Origin of the sequence: Gleimia hominis (assembly GCF_032085515.1) — a bacterium.
In the GTDB taxonomy this organism is placed as follows: domain Bacteria; phylum Actinomycetota; class Actinomycetes; order Actinomycetales; family Actinomycetaceae; genus Gleimia; species Gleimia hominis.
This window is the reverse complement of sequence record NZ_JASXSX010000001.1, coordinates 617,449-635,234: the sequence shown is the minus strand read 5'-3', so window position 1 is coordinate 635,234 and position 17,786 is coordinate 617,449. Positions and strand designations below refer to the sequence as shown.

Annotated in this window: 12 protein-coding genes and 1 riboswitch; of the genes, 3 read left to right on the top strand and 9 right to left on the bottom strand. The window is 55.3% G+C overall.

Annotated features, from left to right (window positions below):
• Window positions 1-44: 44 nt before the first annotated feature.
• From QS713_RS02645 to QS713_RS02625, 5 genes are all read right to left on the bottom strand, one after another.
• Window positions 45-1,646: an acyl-CoA carboxylase subunit beta gene (locus tag QS713_RS02645; protein WP_376779545.1), complete on the bottom strand. Its 1,602-nt coding sequence runs from the start codon at window positions 1,644-1,646 to the stop codon at window positions 45-47.
• On the bottom strand, window positions 1,639-3,543 hold the full coding sequence (locus tag QS713_RS02640) for an ATP-binding protein (protein WP_313272222.1): 1,905 nt from the start codon (window positions 3,541-3,543) through the stop codon (window positions 1,639-1,641). Before QS713_RS02640 ends, QS713_RS02645 begins: the two co-directional genes overlap by 8 nt.
• Window positions 3,540-4,487 carry a biotin--[acetyl-CoA-carboxylase] ligase gene (locus QS713_RS02635; RefSeq protein ID WP_313272221.1) on the bottom strand — a complete coding sequence of 316 codons (948 nt, stop codon included), beginning with the start codon at window positions 4,485-4,487 and terminating at the stop codon, window positions 3,540-3,542. The genes QS713_RS02640 and QS713_RS02635 overlap by 4 nt, the downstream gene beginning before the upstream one ends.
• Before the next feature lie 191 nt (window positions 4,488-4,678).
• Complete coding sequence (locus QS713_RS02630) at window positions 4,679-6,142, bottom strand: MFS transporter (protein WP_313272219.1); 1,464 nt, start codon at window positions 6,140-6,142, stop codon at window positions 4,679-4,681.
• 2 nt (window positions 6,143-6,144) lie between these two features.
• Window positions 6,145-6,888 (bottom strand): glycerophosphoryl diester phosphodiesterase, encoded by a 744-nt coding sequence (locus QS713_RS02625; protein ID WP_313272217.1) that lies wholly within the window; start codon window positions 6,886-6,888, stop codon window positions 6,145-6,147.
• Between the two features lie 277 nt (window positions 6,889-7,165).
• On the opposite strand from QS713_RS02625, the gene QS713_RS02620 reads away from it, so the two are divergent.
• Window positions 7,166-7,837: a TetR/AcrR family transcriptional regulator gene (locus QS713_RS02620; RefSeq protein ID WP_313272216.1), complete on the top strand. Its 672-nt coding sequence runs from the start codon at window positions 7,166-7,168 to the stop codon at window positions 7,835-7,837.
• Between the two features lie 82 nt (window positions 7,838-7,919).
• Here the strand turns inward: QS713_RS02620 and QS713_RS02615 are convergent, their stop codons facing one another.
• The 3 genes from QS713_RS02615 to QS713_RS02605 form a co-directional block, all read right to left on the bottom strand.
• Window positions 7,920-9,347 (bottom strand): YibE/F family protein, encoded by a 1,428-nt coding sequence (locus QS713_RS02615; protein WP_313272215.1) that lies wholly within the window; start codon window positions 9,345-9,347, stop codon window positions 7,920-7,922.
• Window positions 9,348-9,515: 168 nt separating this feature from the next.
• Complete coding sequence (locus tag QS713_RS02610; RefSeq protein WP_313272213.1) at window positions 9,516-9,821, bottom strand: DUF2316 family protein; 306 nt, start codon at window positions 9,819-9,821, stop codon at window positions 9,516-9,518.
• Between the two features lie 381 nt (window positions 9,822-10,202).
• The gene (locus tag QS713_RS02605) at window positions 10,203-11,645 is read right to left on the bottom strand and encodes a uracil-xanthine permease family protein (protein WP_313272211.1); all 1,443 of its coding nucleotides are present in this window, start codon (window positions 11,643-11,645) and stop codon (window positions 10,203-10,205) included.
• A gap of 295 nt (window positions 11,646-11,940) precedes the next feature.
• A riboswitch (TPP riboswitch) is annotated at window positions 11,941-12,043 on the top strand.
• Here QS713_RS02605 and QS713_RS02600 point away from each other — a divergent pair.
• The gene (locus QS713_RS02600) at window positions 12,039-13,214 is read left to right on the top strand and encodes a phosphotransferase enzyme family protein (RefSeq protein ID WP_313272210.1); all 1,176 of its coding nucleotides are present in this window, start codon (window positions 12,039-12,041) and stop codon (window positions 13,212-13,214) included. (Overlaps the previous riboswitch by 5 nt.)
• Window positions 13,211-14,122, top strand: coding sequence for an ABC transporter substrate-binding protein (locus QS713_RS02595; RefSeq protein WP_313272209.1), 912 nt, complete (start codon window positions 13,211-13,213; stop codon window positions 14,120-14,122). The genes QS713_RS02600 and QS713_RS02595 overlap by 4 nt, the downstream gene beginning before the upstream one ends.
• Window positions 14,123-14,211: 89 nt before the next feature.
• Here the strand turns inward: QS713_RS02595 and QS713_RS02590 are convergent, their stop codons facing one another.
• Window positions 14,212-17,727, bottom strand: coding sequence for an AAA domain-containing protein (locus tag QS713_RS02590; RefSeq protein ID WP_313272208.1), 3,516 nt, complete (start codon window positions 17,725-17,727; stop codon window positions 14,212-14,214).
• Between the last annotated feature and the right edge of the window lie 59 nt (window positions 17,728-17,786).

The window sequence follows — 17,786 nt, the reverse complement described above, 5'->3', positions numbered from 1 at the left end:
TACTCTTTCTTTCCTCTATCTCGCCTGTATCGCCGCAGTACCCTCTACTGGGGCGGGTTGTTGTGGTATCGGTCAGAAGCTACATTGCGCCGTTTACTTTCCAGCACGCGCAACGACCTGCAAATAATTGACCGCGTATCTTTCGGGTCTATTAACGCGTCTAATTCCCCAATATTGAGGGACAAGTTCGGGTTCACCGACTGTTTCGAATACAACTCCTGGTAGTAAGCTCTTTGCTCCGCAACGTTGCGGCCCTCTTCACCCGCTTTGCGCAGCTGCTTGCGGAACACGATGTCGACCGCGCCCTCAGACCCCATTACGGCAATCTGACTGGACGGCCACGAATAATTGAAGTCCGCACCCAAAGACTTAGAACCCATCACAATGAAGGCACCCCCGTAGGCTTTGCGCACAATGATCGTCACCATGGGCACGCTCGCGGTGGAGTACGCGGTGATGAGTTTTGCGCCGCGGCGGATAATGCCCGCCCGCTCCTGCTCTGAACCAGGGCGGTACCCCGGCACGTCCACCAGTGTGACAATCGGGAGCGAAAACGCGTCGCACATCTGCACAAACCGCGCGGACTTCTCAGACGCGGCTACATCCAAAGTACCCGCATCCACACTCGGCTGATTCGACACAATCCCCACCGGGGTACCGTTGAAGCACGCGAACCCCACCACCACGTTTGGGGCGAACAGCGAATGCACCTCCAGGAACTCCCCGTGGTCCACCAGCGCTTCAATCACGTCACGGCAGTCATACCCCTCCTTCGGGGATTCCGGCACGAGGTCTGCAACTGCCTGCGCATTCGCTGTAGTTTGCGGGTCCTCCTCAAACGCGTACCGGGGTGGTTCCTCCTGACAATTCGAAGGTAGGTACGTGAGGAGGCCGCGAGCGTATTCCAACGCCTGCTCTTCATCTTCCGCTAAGAAGTGCGCTACACCGGATTCAATATTGTGCAGGTCACCGCCCCCAAGTTCCTCGGAGGAAATGTCTTCGCCGGTAACGGCCTTCACCACACCCGGGCCGGTGACGAACATGTACGACGAGCGTTTCGTCATAATGATGAAATCAGTGAGTGCCGGCCCGTACACCGCCCCGCCCGCACACGGACCTAAAATGACGCTGATCTGCGGGATTACGCCCGATGCGTCTGAGATTGCTTTGAAAATGTGCCCGTATTGAGCCAGCGCAGCCACGCCCTCTTGGATGCGCGCACCACCGGAGTCAAGCAGTGAGATGACGGGAATGCGCAGGCGCATCGCCTGGTCCATCAGGTGCATGATCTTGCGTCCCTCAGTTTGCCCCAAGGTACCCCCTAGTACCGAGAAGTCCTGAGCGTACACAGCTACCGGGCGCCCCTCTACCGTTCCGAACCCGGTGATCACCCCGCACCCCAGGTACCCCTGGTCGATGTCTCCGCCGGCGAACCGGTCGATTTCCGCGAAGGTACCCTCGTCGAGAAGCATCCGGATCCGTTCCCGCGCGGTCTTTCGGCCCTTCGGATGTTGCCGGTCACGGGCCCGCTCTTCGGCCAGTTCCAGCATTTCATTTGCGCGATCACGGAAGTTATTACGTCCGATCTCTTTATCGTCTTGTTCCGCGTCAGCGTCACGCGCGGGTAGCAACTGTACTTTACTCATCGCCCTCACCTGCCTGCTCAGCTTTATTGACCGTCACGATTAACTGCCCCGCAGAAACCGCGTCCCCTGTCTCAACCGCAATGTCTTCCACCACGCCGTCGCACGGGGAATCCACGCGTTTTTCCATCTTCATCGCCTCGAGGACCAGCAGTGTCTGCCCTTGTTCAACGGTTTGCCCTTCTTTCGCCACTACCCTCACAACGGTGCCCTGGATTGGGGCAGTCACCTGACCATCCCCACCGGTTTGGTTCGCCAGGTTAGTTTTCCGTTTACCTAACAGCGGTTGAGCGGTAAGTGGCTTTGCGTCTTTTCCCACCACACCACCACCCCCACCGTTTTTAGTGATGAGGCACTGGGGCACGCGAAGCTTCGTTCTGCGCCCATCGATTTCAATACTCAGGTCGGTTAGGGATGTGTCTAGTTCCTCGGGGGTACTTTGAGGTTCGCCGGAGGTACCCTCATTGGATTCCGCGCCGTTTTCCGCAAGATCCTCAAGAATATGGGACTGCTCAAGCCACTTCGTGTGCACGTCGTACTGGTGGTCCCCAGCCTTGTCCGCATCGGTTTCGGCGTTATCCGCCGCTGTTTCGGACTCATCCGACGGGTCTAGAGACTGGAAGTCGGGGTGTTCGATAATCGCTTCCAAAAGCGGAATCGACGTAGGTACCCCCTGGATCGCACACTCGGTTAACGCGCCTTGCAGCAGGCGGATTGCTCGGGGCCTGGTCGCTGCAGTCACCGTCACTTTGCCGATCAGTGAGTCGAACGCACCCCCAATCGCATCCCCGGGCCGCAGGTAAGAATCGATACGTACCCCCGGGCCACCGGGCCACACGACGCTTGTGACCGTGCCGGATGCGGGCATGAGGTCATTCGCCGGGTCCTCACTTGTCACCCGCACCTCAATCGCGCATCCATGTACCCCCGTCACCGGACGTAGGTTTTCGCCACGCGCGATCCGCACCTGCTCCGCAACCAGGTCGATGCCAGCCACTTCCTCCGACACCGTGTGTTCCACTTGCAGGCGCGGGTTGACTTCCAGGAAGAACACATTGCCGTCGCGGTCCACCAGGTACTCGCACGTCCCCACCCCCACGTAGCCGGCGGCTTCGAACAGGGCTTTTGAGTATGCGTCGAGCATCTCGTTAGTGCGTGGTTTCAAAAATGGGGCGGGTGCTTCTTCCACCACTTTTTGGTTTCGGCGCTGCACCGAACAGTCCCTTGTGGACACCACTTGGAAGTGCCCCGCTTGGTCGCGCACAGACTGGGTTTCTACGTGGCGGCAGTTCAGCATCAGTTTTTCGACAAAACTGTGCTCGAGGTTCGGATCGCCTACGTGGTCGTCAAAGTACCGCTGTACATCCGCATCGCTATCCACGCGGGTGATACCACGCCCACCCCCGCTGTTCGCTAGTTTTATGACGAGGGGGTACCCAGCTTCGGAAGCGAACTTTAGTACGGTTTCTACCCCGTTTTCGTCCAGGGGTACTTCGCAGCCGGGAATAGTTTGCACGTGGGCGCTGTGGGCGAGGCTGCGGGCCTGCATTTTGTCACCCAGGCGTTCGATTGCACTGGAACTCGGGCCCAGCCAGGTGATGCCGGCGGCTTCAACGTCGGCCACGAACGCGGCGTCTTCAGAGAGGAAACCGTATCCGGGGTGGATCGCGTCCGCCCCTGATTTTTGCGCGACCTCTAGCAGCGCAGCACCGTTCATGTAGGTTTGCGCAACCGTGGTACCCTCAAGCGCCCACGCTTCATCGGCTAGGTCGCACGGTAACGTGTTCAGATCTTGATCTGCATAAACCGCCACGGATGGGATCCGCATTTGCCGCAGCGTGCGGATCACCCGCACCGCGATTTCTCCGCGGTTTGCGACCAGAACTTTGGTAACGCTCATTGCGAGCCTTCCGCGTTAGCCGCTTCGCTCCCCTCATCACGTATTTCAACGTGGCCCACGCGCGAGGGGGCAGTGCCTGCTTTGGCTGACAGCGCCACATCAGCTGTGGTTACTGACCGGCGTTCACCGTCCACTTCAAGCTCCAGGGTTCCTAGCAGACCCACGCCCAGCATGGTGCCTTCCAACCGTTCCCCGGTCGCGAGCGTCACCGACGCCTCACTGCCCGCACCGATTGACGCGCCCATGTATTCTGCTTGCCATTCACGCAGTTTTGCTTCGCCCGCGTTTACTTGCGTCAGGTCTTGCAGGTAGGTGCGTAGTTCTTCTAGAAATCGCTTGAGGATCTGGGGGCGCTCTTTTGGATCAGTCTCTAACGCCCCTGCTGGCACTGCATTCAATGGGTTTTCCACCGAGGGTACCTGGCCGATGTTTAGCCCCACGCCGACCACTACCCAGTGCTGCTCTCCCTCGGCTTCAGTTTGCCCGGCGGCTGCAACGTGTTCACTGAGGATTCCCGCGATTTTCCGCCCGTCCAGCAGCAGGTCGTTAGGCCATTTCAGCTGCGTATTCGGCACCTGGGTTGCTTTCTTGAGGGCCAGCCCGGCCACCAAGGTCACCCACGATAGGTACGGGGTCGGTACTTTCACGAGGGTGGAGAACAGTAGCGCGCCCGGCGCGTCCATCCATGCGCGCGCGTACCTACCCCGGCCCCGCGTTTGTTGCGAGGCCACCACCGTTGTGTATGGCTCTAAGCTACTGGCCTGGCCTTGCGCAATCGTGTTTTCTACTTGCTGCACTAGTTGCGCGTTCGTCGAATCGGTTTCGCGCATGTACGTCAAATCGGGGCACACGCTGGTTGGGAACTGGGCCCACAGCTGCCACTCGTCGTCTTGCTTCGCTTGCGCGCCTGTTAGCACGTCATCATTGTGTCGTTGAATACTCATTTGTCGTTCATCATCGAAAGAACGAGTATCAAAGACAAATACACCTCTGTATATTTCCTGCAGTTAAGCGAAAAATAAGCTGTTGCGCAGCACAGCGTGCTCCGCAACAGCCCACCCCACCGCCGCCCGCACCTAGCTTTAGGTGCGGGCACAGCCTCAGGGTAAAGACAAGCCCAAAATCAGGGCGAGAACTACTTCACCTGCGCCTGCTCTTGGTCGGCCTGCGCATTCCGGTCGCCCGCCTGCTCTTGGTCGGCCTGCGCATTCCGGTGGTCCGCCTGCGCGTGCCGGTGGTCGATCCGACGGTTAATCATCGCGAGCACGAACGCGCACACCGCTCCGATAACAGCCACGGCCAGGGTAATCAGGAAGATCACCTGGTACCCCTCGTACGGGTTATCGGCGTGGCGGTCAATAATGCCTGCCGTCATGAAGTTCCCCCAGAACACGGGTGCGTACACCGCTAGGGAACCGATGGCCATGGCGGAACCGTTGATCTGGTCTGGCAGGTTCAGCTCCGCAATGGGCGCCAAAATAACCGCTTTACCCATAAAAATCCCAACGGACATCAAAACCAGCAAAATCATGGCAAACCACAGCATAGACTGGTCTGCAGGCAGCAGATAGACCACTCCGGCCGCTACCGCACAAATCGCAAGCGCCACACCGAGCATCAAAGTGGAAGACTTGAACACGTAGTCCGCTAAACCACCTGCAACCAGGGCAACTAGCATCCCCACTGCTCCGGTCGTAATAATTCCGAACACCCCGGAAACAGAATCGGACGCATTGAACACTAGTTTCACGTAAGGCGCGGACGAGTAAATCAAGTTAACGTACGTCCAATACAGGCACATGCCCGCAACCCCCGCAAGCCACACGCGCGGACGTGTCAGCACCTGCCACAAACCGTACAGGGCAGCGGTGTTTTTCGACATGTTCTCGTGCTCCGCAATCGCGTTCTTCGGTACGGTGCGCAAAATGAAAATAATGAGGGGTACTAGCAGCAACGTGTAGCCAAACCCGAATGCCAGCATGATCGTTTTCGCACTGCCCGGGTAGATCCACAGCAGCAGCAAGATCACGGCATTCATGAGGAATTCGGCGCCGCGGCGGATGGTTTCTAGCAAACTCATTGCCAGACCGCGCCCGCGTGTGTTCGCGTCTTTAGAAAGCAGCGTCACCCCGTTAACTACCGCTGGCCAACCGAGTGCGTCCCACACGCCCCACGAAATCGCGATCGCGATCATCACTTTGAACGGCATGTCCGGCATGAACGGGAGCGCGCAAATGTAGAGCGCGAGGAAGGTGACGAGCCGCCACGCACTCCACGTGATCAGGAGGGAACGGATTGTGAACCGGTTGTTCACCCACCCACCAATTGGGTAGAGGAACATCGCGATCCCAATGAAGCTCATGAGGGTACCGAACTGGCCCACCGTGATTCCCAGCGCGTTACACAGCGGAAGCATTAGGGAACCTTTAAATGCTTCGAACGCACTGTACGTCAGCTGCCCCGCCATGACGACGGTGAGGAATCCGCCTACCCGGCCGCGCCTCAAGAAGATGGGGAGGCGCGACTTCTTCTGCTGCGCCTGCTGCGCTGCCTGGTTTATGGCAGCTGTGTCTTGGATGGGATTAATATTGTTGCTCACGTTTAGTTTTGCTCCAGGTCTAGTAGTTTGTCGGCGTAGTCCGTGAACACACCGGTCACGCCCCAGTTGAATAGTTCGTTAGCGCGTGCGCGCGAGTTAACGGTCCACACGTTCACACCCAGGCCCGCATCCCGGAAGGCCTGTACGCGAGCCTTGGTTAGCCCCTCGTTTTCTGGGTGAATGTAGGAAGCGCCCACCATTTCGCAGGTTGACCGCCAGTCGTCGTAGAGGGCACAGGTTTCGTAAAGCGCACCGATCGGCAATTTAGGCGCGCGTTTATGCAGTTCGTACAGCAGTACGTGGTTAAAGCACGAGATTATAATCTTGGATTTCTTAACGCGTTCCAGGTGTTCAATAACGGTATCGATCAGTTTGAGGGTACGTTCGCGGCCCTGTTCGTTGGATTTGATTTCGATGTTTGCGTTCAACCCGGTTTCGTTCATGTAGTCCACAAGTTGCGCTAGTTTCGGTAGGCGTTCACCGGCGTACTGTGGGTCGTACCAGGTACCCGCGTCGATCGTGTTGAGGTCCTGGCTACTGATTTCGTAGTAGGTACCCCCGCGGTTTGTGGTGCGATCCAGCTGCGTGTCATGGCAGATGATAGGGGTACCATCAGCGATTATGTCCACATCTGTTTCAATCCACCGGGCGCCGCATTCCACTGCTTTGCGGAACGCTGCCATGGTGTTTTCTGGGGCTTGGGAGTTCAGCCCTCGGTGTGCAAACACTATTCGTTCGGTATTCATTTCTCCTTCTTTCGTCACTGCATCGTGAGCGTCTTTTTTCACCACGCTGTGTACAGCCGCAGAACATCATAGTACGATTTACGAGAATCTAAGAAATTTCTTTCCTCTCGCCGAACATTTGCCCAGTTTCCTTAGAACAGAATGCACGTTTATGCGCGTGCGTGCGGTGCCGGTGGTCGCGTGCGTGCGGTGCCGGTGGTCGCGTGCGTGCGGTGCCGGTGGTGGTGGTGCGGGCTGATATTATCCTGCTTAGCAACTTTGAGTGAAGGGAGCGTCCGTGTCTAACAGGCTTCAGACCCAGGATCGTTTAATCGCAGCTACCCGCGAGTTGATAATGACGGAGGGTGTGGAGCACTGCTCACTGGAACGCATTTGCACGAAAGCGGGGTTTACGCGGGGCGCGTTTTACTCAAATTTTGCGTCTAAGGATTCACTGCTGGCAGCTATGGCAGAAGAGGAGTACGCGAACCTGATTGACACTCTTGAAGAGCAGATGCAGCAGTGGCAATCCCGTCACATCGATGGGGATACCCGCACGGTTATGCAGGTGTTGTTGTTTGACTTCCTAGACGCCATTGGGGTGCAGGGTAACGTTTACACCCTGCATTCTGAACTGATGATGCGGGCGGTGCGGGACACGGATTGGGCGCAGCGGCTTTTAGAAATTAATAATGAATTTAATGAGGCACTAGCGCGCTGCATGGAAACGATCCTCGCGGCGTCGGGGCGCACCCCCACAATCCCGATGCGCCCGTTAACGCACGCGGTTATTGGGATCGCGATGCGCGCAGCGGGAGTGGAATCTTGGCGCCGATCCGCTTCCGCTCTGCCTCTGGTTAGTAGTGCAGCGGATTCGCCGGTGCGGGACATCCTGGAGACCATTTTGATACTCCTGATGGCGGCGTCAGAACCTCAAGAGATTGCCCCGGCAGAACCTCAGGAAAAATAACTAGCTACGCTACCGGCCTAAACTTTTTTACCGCATATAGATGCGCCCAGGCGACATAAATGCACCCGAGGCGGGGCTTGCTTTATGCAGACTTCTTATCGGAACGCATTTGTGGCTCGGCGGCAGGTGGTTTCGTGATGGAAACAAGCAGGGTACCTACGGCGGTGGTGAGCGGTATCGCGGCAATCAACCCGATGGAAGCGATGAGGGTACGTACCACTTCTTCGGCGATAGATGCGGACGTCACCAGGTCCCACCCGCTGCGCCGAACCATGAGCGCTAAAAGGAGCGCGGGCAGGGCGGTACCTGCGTACGCGAACGCGAGGGTGTAAACGGTGGAGGCAATGTGGTCACGTCCAATGCGCATGGCGCGGGCAAATAAACGCGCCCGCCCCATCCGCGGGTTAGCTTCATGCAGCTCCCAAACCGCGGACGCTTGCGTGATGGTCACGTCGTTGAGCGCGCCCAGCCCCGCAATTACGATTCCGCAGATCAAGAGCCACTGCAGAGAAATCGCGGGGATGAAACCGAAGATCAGTTGCGCATCTTCGTTGGACGCGCCCGAAAGATGGTTGGTTCCCACTTGCCAAACTGCGATTACAACAGTCAGCACGACCCCGCCGAATGTGCCCAGCAGCGCAGTTGTTGTGCGGATAGAGATTCCGTGCGCTAAATACACGGAAGAGAACATCATTGCACTGATTCCCGTAATTGTTACCGCGAGTGCGTGTTCCCCACCCATGAGTGCGGGCATCACAAAATATAGGAGGACGAGCACGGACGCAGCCAGCCCACAGATCGCAGCTGCCCCACGTACCCTCGCCACGATCAGCACAAGCACCACGTATATAGCGATAAGGGTCGCCATCGAAGTACCGCGTTCAATGTCCCAGTAATAGGTGATTACCTCCGGGTTTTGAGGCTGGGTAGCGTCCGGGTTTTGAGGCTGGGTAGCGTCGGCGCCAGAAGTACCCTCTTGATTTGGTTCGGTTTCCGCCATTGGTTCGGCGGTTTCCACACTGCTTGCGATGGGGAGTTTGTTTTGCAGTATTTTCAGGTGCGTTCCTTTCTTGAGGGACTGGTACACCTCTGGGGGTACTTGCACAACCACGGTTTGGCCAACGTTCAACCCGCGGTCCACGCGAGCGCACACTGCGTTAGCTTGGCCAGTCCCGTCTGCGCCCGAGGTACCCTCCCCTTGGGAAGTCCCTTCCTCCTCAGAGGTTCCCCCTGTTCCACCCGAGGTACCCCCTTCCCCTCCGTAGGTACCCCCTACTTCCTCACACGACTCTGTACGCAAATCGGTTATGGTAGCTGTACCCGCAGTTGCATCTTTGTGGACGGCATCCACGCTTCCGACCGGGGTTTTCCCTGCCGGCCACAGCAGCACCAGCCCAACGACCGTGGCGATCGCTAATGGCAGCACGATCGCGGCGAGCGTGAGCCGGATTCTGAGTAGGCGTTTGTGAGGCAGCTCTAGGGGCCGGTGGTTGTGATGCGCGTGCGACATGCTCTTTTCCCCTTATTATGCGATGAGGTTCAGTACGTACTTACCCTACCCTTAGTCGCGAACAGTTCTCATCAACGCTCGGGGGTACCTGCAAGCGTTTTCACCTACCGTGCGGGCTTTATGCAACCTATAGTTCTACAGCAACGCCTAGTTTTAGAGCAACAACGACTAGTCGACAGCCGGCACCTCCCAGTTGCCGAACCACATTTTCGCAGTGGAACGCATACTGCTTTTCAGCACCGAGAACCGAGGTACCCTCACCCCTTCTTTCGCCGCTACCGCGCACAAGAAGTCGCGCACCCGCCACACTTCTGCGGGGTCAACACCGGGCGCGATTGCAAGTACCTCATGCAAATACTGCTCGTTTGCATACCCCAGCTTTCTAGTAATCCACGCGGGCGAGACCGTGAGGTTATTGCACAGTTCTTGCAGTTCACGCGCGGTTTTTTCGCGTTGTTTAGCGTTTATTGACATGGCGGCCTTTCAGTAAGTTGCCTAATGACAGTACTTCTAGTTGGGCCGGCGCGCATGTCCAAGAGAGCCGGCGTACGTTCAAAACGATCCGCGCATGTCCAAGAGAGCCCGCGTACGTTCAAAACGATCCGCGCATGTCCAAGAGAGTACGCGCCAACTAAAGGCACACTGAAGACACATAACGAGTTGAAGCCACATAATTAGAGGAGTAGAAAACGCTCCCTCCCCAGCTAGGTCAAGCTCGGTTTTGATTCGAGTTTTTCCTCGCTGAGGAGGGAGCGGCGGACATGCCTAATCGGCGCTACATGCCGGCTGGAAAACTTGCCACGTGAGCGTTTTGCTACAACAACACAAACATGGCACTAGCTGCACTAAACCCGGTTACGCGTTGGGGGTACCTGGTTTGGTTCCGGCGGATTCAAAGCGCTGGTCGTGGTGGGTGCGGGCTTGCTTACCGTCTGCACCGCGATCCCAGGAGCGTTCCAGCTGCCCCGGTTCCAGTTCGGAACCGGCTGGTGCGGAGGCAGGGCTGGCGGATTCAAGCGAGGTACCCCTTAGCCGGGAGATCCACCGCATCGCGTGGTACATCGCGAGGGCACCGAACGAGCCGAGTGCGATTCCCTCAAACACCATGTCACCCCAGTGCCACGTGTAGTTCGCTATCGCAACCACCATGGCGACTGCTGCGGTGTTCAGGTTGACGGGGTCAGAGAAGTCGGTGCGGTTCTGCACCCAGATGCGCACGCCAAGCATGCCGATCATGCCGTACAGGATTGTCGCGGCCCCACCAAGTACCCCCACTGGAATCGTGGCGATAAGAACCCCGAACTTGGGGAACATGGACAGCGCGAGCGCGGTTAGTGCGGCAACAATGTAGGCGGCTGTCGAGTAGACGCGGGTGGCGGCCATAACCCCAATGTTTTCCGCGTACGTGGTGGTACCGGAACCACCGCCGGAACCTGCGAATACGGTGGAGAGTCCGTCGGCAAACAGTGCACGGCCGGTGAGGGTATCTAGGTTGCGCCCGGTCATGGCGGACACGGATTTCACGTGCCCAACGTTTTCTGCGATGAGCACGAGGACCACGGGGACGAAAAGTCCGAGTGCGGAGATGTCGAATGCGGGAGCGTGGAAGCTCGGTAGGCCAACCCAGGCTGCGTCGGACAGGGTGGAGAAGTCGACTTCCCCACGGATTACTGCGCACGCGTAGCCGATGAGCACACCGATTAGGATCGATAGGCGCCCCACGATTCCTTTGAACAGCACGGTCACGAGGAGTACGGACACGATGGTGACGATTGCGGTTACGGGAGCTTGTTTAACGTTGTTCCACGCGGCGGGCGCCAGGTTGAAGCCGATGAGGGCAACGATGGTGCCTGTCACTACTGGGGGCATGAGCACGTCAATCCACTTGTGCCCAACCACCATGACGATCAGGCCGACGATTAGGAGCGCCAGGCCTGCGGAGATGATACCACCTTGGGCAACAGCCATTTTGTGCGGGTCGATCGCACCTCCACCTTGAACGTATCCGGTGATTGCGGTGATTGGGGCGATGAGGGCAAAAGAAGAGCCGAGATAACTTGGAAGTTTCCCGGCTGTAATGAGGATAAAAAGAATGGTTCCAATCCCCGTGAAAAATAATGTTGTTGAAGGATTGAAACCAGTTAATAACGGAACTAGGAATGTGGCTCCGAACATTGCCACCACGTGTTGCATCCCGATTCCGATTGTGGCGGGCCATGCGAGCCGTTCATCGGGCTGGACCACGTCACCGGGGGCGATGTGCACGCCGTCTCCGTGCAGTTTCCATTTCACTGCCATTTGGGCACTCCTTGTGTATTATCTGGGACTTGTTTTAAGCCGCAGATAGTCTATGCTGTCCCAACCATTTTTCCCGCATTATCCTCCATCTTGTAGCGCGTTTCACGTATTTTTCGCCTGAGGGTACCTGGGCTCACCTCGGCGTCGCCGCTTCTGTTTTGCACGAGGGTACCTGGGCTCGCCTGAGAGCAATACCGATAGTTTTTGCCGCGGGTACTTTCGTTTTTGAGCGCGAGGTACCTCCGCTGCCATCCGCGAGCCTGTGTTGCACAGCACTTTAGGTTTTCGGTAGCCTGTGCTTGAACGCGGGAGCCCGTTGAGGCTGAGAGGGAGGTTACCTCCGACCGTTGAACCTGATCCAGGTCATGCTGGCGAAGGGAAGTGGAAGTTTTCATGCCGAGCGATCAGAAGAATAAGCACGCCACCACGGACACCACGCAGCACATGGATAAGGATGAGCAGATGCGGGTGGTGGATCCGATTTGGCCGGCGATGACGTCTCGCGAAATCCAAGCGGTTACAAGCGCTTCAAAAGTGCAGGTGGTTCAAAATAGTAACCGCCCAATGGCCGCGGGTTCCCTTGCGGACGTGGATGGGCAGCGCGTGTTCTTGAAGCGTTACGACCCCACCCTGGTGCCCACTAAAACCCTGAAAGCTGTGCATAAAGCAGTGAATCAAGCAATCGGCAACGGCTTGCGGGCTCCGCGCTTCTTGCCTTTTCCTAGTGGTGAAACGATTGCGCTTGAGGGGCCGTGGATGTACGAGATGTGTCAGGCCGCTCGCGGCGAAGACCGGTATCGCGACCAGCCCTCTTGGAGTCCACCGTTTACCCGTGCGGACGCGCGGGAAGCGGGCCGTACGGTTGCTCGCGTGCGTTTAGCAATGGAAACCGTGAGCACCCCCGAACCGAGGGAAATCCCTCAGGGGCCGTATCAAAACCGGTTCACCCTGATGCTGGCTCAAGACCTCCCCCAGGCGGTGGACAGGTTTCTAGATGATAGACCCGAGGTTGCGCAGTACCTTGCACAGACGGATAGGGATTTGCTGGCAGATTTGGCTCCGCTGGAACCGCTTCGGCAGCAAGCTTGTGCGGTCGCGGGTGAGTCGTTGCGGTGGACGCATGGTGATCTGCACGTTTCGAACACGTTCTGGGATGGGCACCGGGTTAGTGACGTGATTGATTTCGGTTTGGCGTATTTGAATCCCCCGGTTTTCGATTTGGCGCTCGCGCTGGAGCGACATGCGATTGATTGGATTTCGATAACCGAGGGGCAACCGCAGTCTGACCGTCGTTTCCGCCCTCAAGTGGCAAAGGACATTCTGACTGGTTACAGCGAGTTGGTGGCGTTCTCGTCGTCGGAAAAACGTGCGTTGGGCCCCATGGTTGCGCTTAGTCATGTTGAGTTTTCACTAGATATGATCCGCTATGCCGCGCACGCGCCGGCGGCAACGGCGGGGTTGGCGGATTGGGCGTACGACTTTTCTTTGCTTGGCCATTCCCGCTGGTTTTTAACCGGTGAGGGACACCAGTTTTTATCCATGATTAACACATTTTGTAAGGAGTTATGATGCTTGTTCGGATGCGGTTGGAATATGTTACGGCGTGGCCGAATCACGCGGGCATGTTCGTGGCTCGCAAGAAGGGGTTCTACGCGGACCGCGGTTTCGACGTGGATATCGTGTGGGATGGTTGGGATCGTGGCACCCCCGTTGATTTAACGGTGGCTGGGGAATTCCAGTTCGCCGCCGTGCGCCTAGGCGAATTGTTAGAAACGCGTTCTACTGATAATCCGATGCGTGCTTTGGCGACATTTAACCAAAATCAGTTGGGCGGGGTCATTAGTTTGAAGTCGAAGGGGATTTCTTCGTTCGCGGACCTGGAGGGCAAGCGGGTGTCGATCCCGCCGGTTCCCCGGTTAACGAACATGGTTGTGGAGGCGATGGAAGCTCAGGGAGCGGATTTTTCTAAGGTAAACGTGTTGGATCCGTTCCCCTATGAGCCGGACATTCGTTCTGTTGAGAAGGGCGTGTATGACGCTGTTTTTAACGTTTTAGGTTGGGAGTCTTACCAGGGGGTGTCCCCTGTTTCTGAGGTTGTGCAGCTTAGTTTTGATGATGTTGGTGTGACCCCTCACCACGCGTATTACTTGTGTGCAACAGATTCTTTTGTTGAGGAAAACCCTGGTTTGGTGCGTGATTTCGTGCAGGCCACGGCCTTGGGCTACGAGTTTGCACGCGACAACCCTCAAGAAGCCCTTGAAATACTTGCTCCAACGATGTGCAATACGGATCCGGATATTTTGCGTAATTCTTTGGAGTTCATGACGCCCACTTGGTTTGCACCTAATGGTAAGTGGGGTTTTATGGATGAGGATCTGATGCGCTCTTACGCCCAGTGGATGGCCGACGGTGGGTTCTGTGACGCAAACGTGGACTCGGTTGCGCAAGCGCACACAAACGAGTTCTTGGAAAGCTAGCGACCTCTTAGTAATTGACGCGTTATTGATAATTAGCGAGGACGCGGTGAGCTTTTAAACTTTAAGGCATGCGTCGAGGTGAAGGGTGTTTAGCCTTTCAGATCCCGCACAATCTCGGCTACTACCGCAGAAAACACGCGCGGGTACACTACATTCACGTATTCGTCTGCACCGCGTCCTCCTCTTACCTCCCTGATACCAAGGAGGAAACCGACGTCAGTTGGCACCCACACGTCTTCATCAAACGGCTCGTAGTATTGTTTCTCAATTAACCTATTGTTCACGAGTATTTTATTTATCGCCTGAACCGATGGAGGACCCGCTGGGATAACTTCTTGTTCCACCATTTCTTTTAGTAAGAGTGTCATAGACAGATACCTTTCCCTGTCCACATCGTCGACCCACGCTTTTGAAGTTTCTTCAAGCATCATCGATTTCTCCACCTGGCACGCGGTGGCAGTAGACGAATCGTTTTCAGACACTTCACCGAAGGTTTTCTCTAGCGTTTGCGCATATTCAATCAGGGGTTTCAACACGCTTCCATCGTCTGCTTTTACTGCTTCAGAGCCAAAAACAATAAACAAATCTTTCGCCCTAGAGACAGCCACGTTCATCAAGTCTGGATTCGCGTTGATAAATGTTCGACTATATGACTGTGAACCATAGGTGGCGGAAAACAGGATAATGGGTCTTTCGGATCCCTGCAGTGAATGCACAGTGCTGATTGTAATGCCCGAGGTTAACTTCCATACCTGCTTCTCCTCCATACCTTCTTCGATTAAGACTCTCCGCAATTTGGCCTTAATAGTTTCGGCTTGTGCGCGGAACGGGGCGATGACCGCCAGTATGCTCCCAAGTGTCACATCAGGATTATTTACCCCATACAGTTGGAGTAGTTCGTGACGGTTGCGGGCAATCCACCGAGCCACTTCAGTTGCCTCAATTTCATTCTTTCTACTGCCGGCAACGCGCGTATCCGTCGAGTGCTCAACCAGTTTGAATTGGAGTGGGACGGTAGATTCTGGCAACACGTTAGAGCGCTTAGTTAACGGAATTAGTTGCCCGTCGTAGACGAGGTCGTTGCAGAACTCTATGATTTCTCTCGCACAACGGTAGTGCTCGCGTAAAAGCAAACTATTCTGCCCGGTTTTTGCGTAGTCGCTTGGCAACCACTTGGACACGTTCATGGCAAGTTCCATGAATGACGAACGGCTTGAGGCGCTAACACCATACTTGTGGAGAAGCTCTTCCCACTGTCCATCGCTGATGCCGTTATAACGCGCGATGGCCTTATCCGCTTCGTTGTCTAGCCCCCAAACTGGAGGCAACTGTTGGGTATCGCCAACTGCAATCGCCTTTTTTGCGCACGCAAGGGCCGGTAACGCAGCGGGTGTGCTGACCTGCCCAGCTTCATCAACGATTAGAAGATCTATCCGATCTGCATCTACTACTTCTTTCGGACTACCCCCCACAAATAAAGTGAAGAAACTGGGAAGCTTGTACTGCGTCATGACGAAACATGGAGTAATCGCCGTTACCTGTGACCAGTACTTGGTTTGGACTGGTCGAGTATTCTTAAACTTATCGTCATTAGTCAACAATTCTTTCGGATCGCACGTCTGCAACCACCTACTTTCGTAGTAGTGTATCGCTAGCCAGAACTCTAGGTAACGCACCGTTTTATCGAATAGTTCGTCTAGTTTAACGTAGTCGCCTTGTAGTGCATTAGCCTGCTCGTATATCTCTTGAGCAGATAGACCCTCTGAATTTGAGGGGAGCAAACTATCGTAAATCGAACTTATTTTTTCCAGGACTATACTCAGTTGGTTTTCTAACCATTCCTTGTCATTCGTTAGACCTTTTGTACGTTGTATGTGCTCCACTGCCCATTGCATCAGCGATTCTTCGCACGCCTGAACAGTCGTCGACTGGTACGCAACAGCCTTCCGGTAACGAGTAATGATGGTGTCGATTCGTCCCGCGTTTTGTTCAAGCTTTTTATCCGGATCCGTGTTGTCTGCAATTATGCGGCGTTCTTTTCTGGATCCCAGTGTCCGGAGAATCCTGTTAGTACTCAAAGTGCTTCGTAGCTCTTCCCAGTGGTTAAGCCGGTTTTCCGACACGTCCTGATCATGGTACAGACGGTCTCTTTCACGCACTAAGCCTTCGCAGTTAGCTTGCAGTTGCGCAAGGTCGTCGTCTAAAACGTGGGCCCCTAAACTGAAAGATAGCCCCAGCGCTTCCCGGCGACACTGGTCTATTTCCACTAGTTTCTGTCGAAGTGATTTTGAAACTTCCGGCAACGACGAGGCGGAGAACCCACATTTCTCAGCCTGTTTAAGGAAGAACTCTTTCGCAGCTGCAACGTACTCCGGAGTGGAATAACGAGAGTACACACCAGTTTTCCTCCTTTCCTCTGTAATGTAGCCTTTGTTCTCGTACTCTTTTTTCTTTATCTCTGAGGGACACGCGGCGACAATACTGGACATTACCTCACCGGTTAGGCTCCCAGCAGAATCGACCTTCAAGAGCCAACGTTGTTCAAATTTCTGCGGGTCATCTGGGGACACCGAGGAAAACGAGTCAATAATATTTGTAACTGCCTGATTATTAGTCGAAGTTCCCACTATTAACGGTGCTTTTTCACCCCGTAAAGCATGGTCAACAATTGTGCTTGCAACAACCGACTGCAGCATTGTTGTTTTTCCCGTACCGGGAGGGCCGCTAACCGCAACTAGCTCTCCCGCTTCTGATTTGCGCTGTGCATGCACGGCAACTCTCTGGGATGGCGCTAGAGAAAAGCGTTTGCTCATGCTGCCAGAAACGCGTTGCCTATCCCGTAAGTCCTCCTCACTAGACTCAGAAACCACCTTTTTATTGTCCGCACCAAGTGACTGCAGAACGTTTCTATATAGTGACCCTTCTTTGTTCTCTAAGATTAAACTGTATTGCTTTACTAAATCAGCATTTACATAAAGACCTTCGTAGCACTTTACGTAACAAACATCTGCAATGTATTTATGCGAAGTATCTTTAAGTTGGTCGCTGGGATGCGGGTCGTCTTCACCTCTGATTGAGTCAAACATTTCGCCTGCAAGAGCTAGGTACCGCTGCCAATTGCCACCAGTATTTTGCGAGGTGAGTTCGCGGCCTCTTCCAAACTCAAATTTTCTATACAAATGTAGGTGCCCTGCAGTTACGCTTCCACTTTCCGCATGAGGGGTTTGCAAGAACTTAAGTGGAACCCACGGACGGTCGTCGTTAATCGCGAACGAAAGTGACCCATCGCGCGTAACGTTAGCAGGTAGATTTATTATCCCGTCGATGTCGCCACCAGGAATCCACTGGACGGATCTGGTGGAGATAACTATGCGTACGAACGTCTGCCGTCCAGACGGAGTGTTTGCCGTCAACTTCTTTCTGGCAGATTGGAAAAGATGTCTAGTGGTCTGAAGATTCAGTCGACCGGCTCGTATTTCTTCCGGATTAACGCGGTTATAAGGAGAATTGGAACTGTACGATATGGGGTCTAATCGATCAGCTTCGAGCGCGGACATCATATAACGCGTTATGCGTTTCCAATCTGGGAGTTCCACCGCATTCATGACTATTGCCTGCCTTAAGACGCTTACCAGATTTATCCGTTTATTGAACCCGGAGTGTT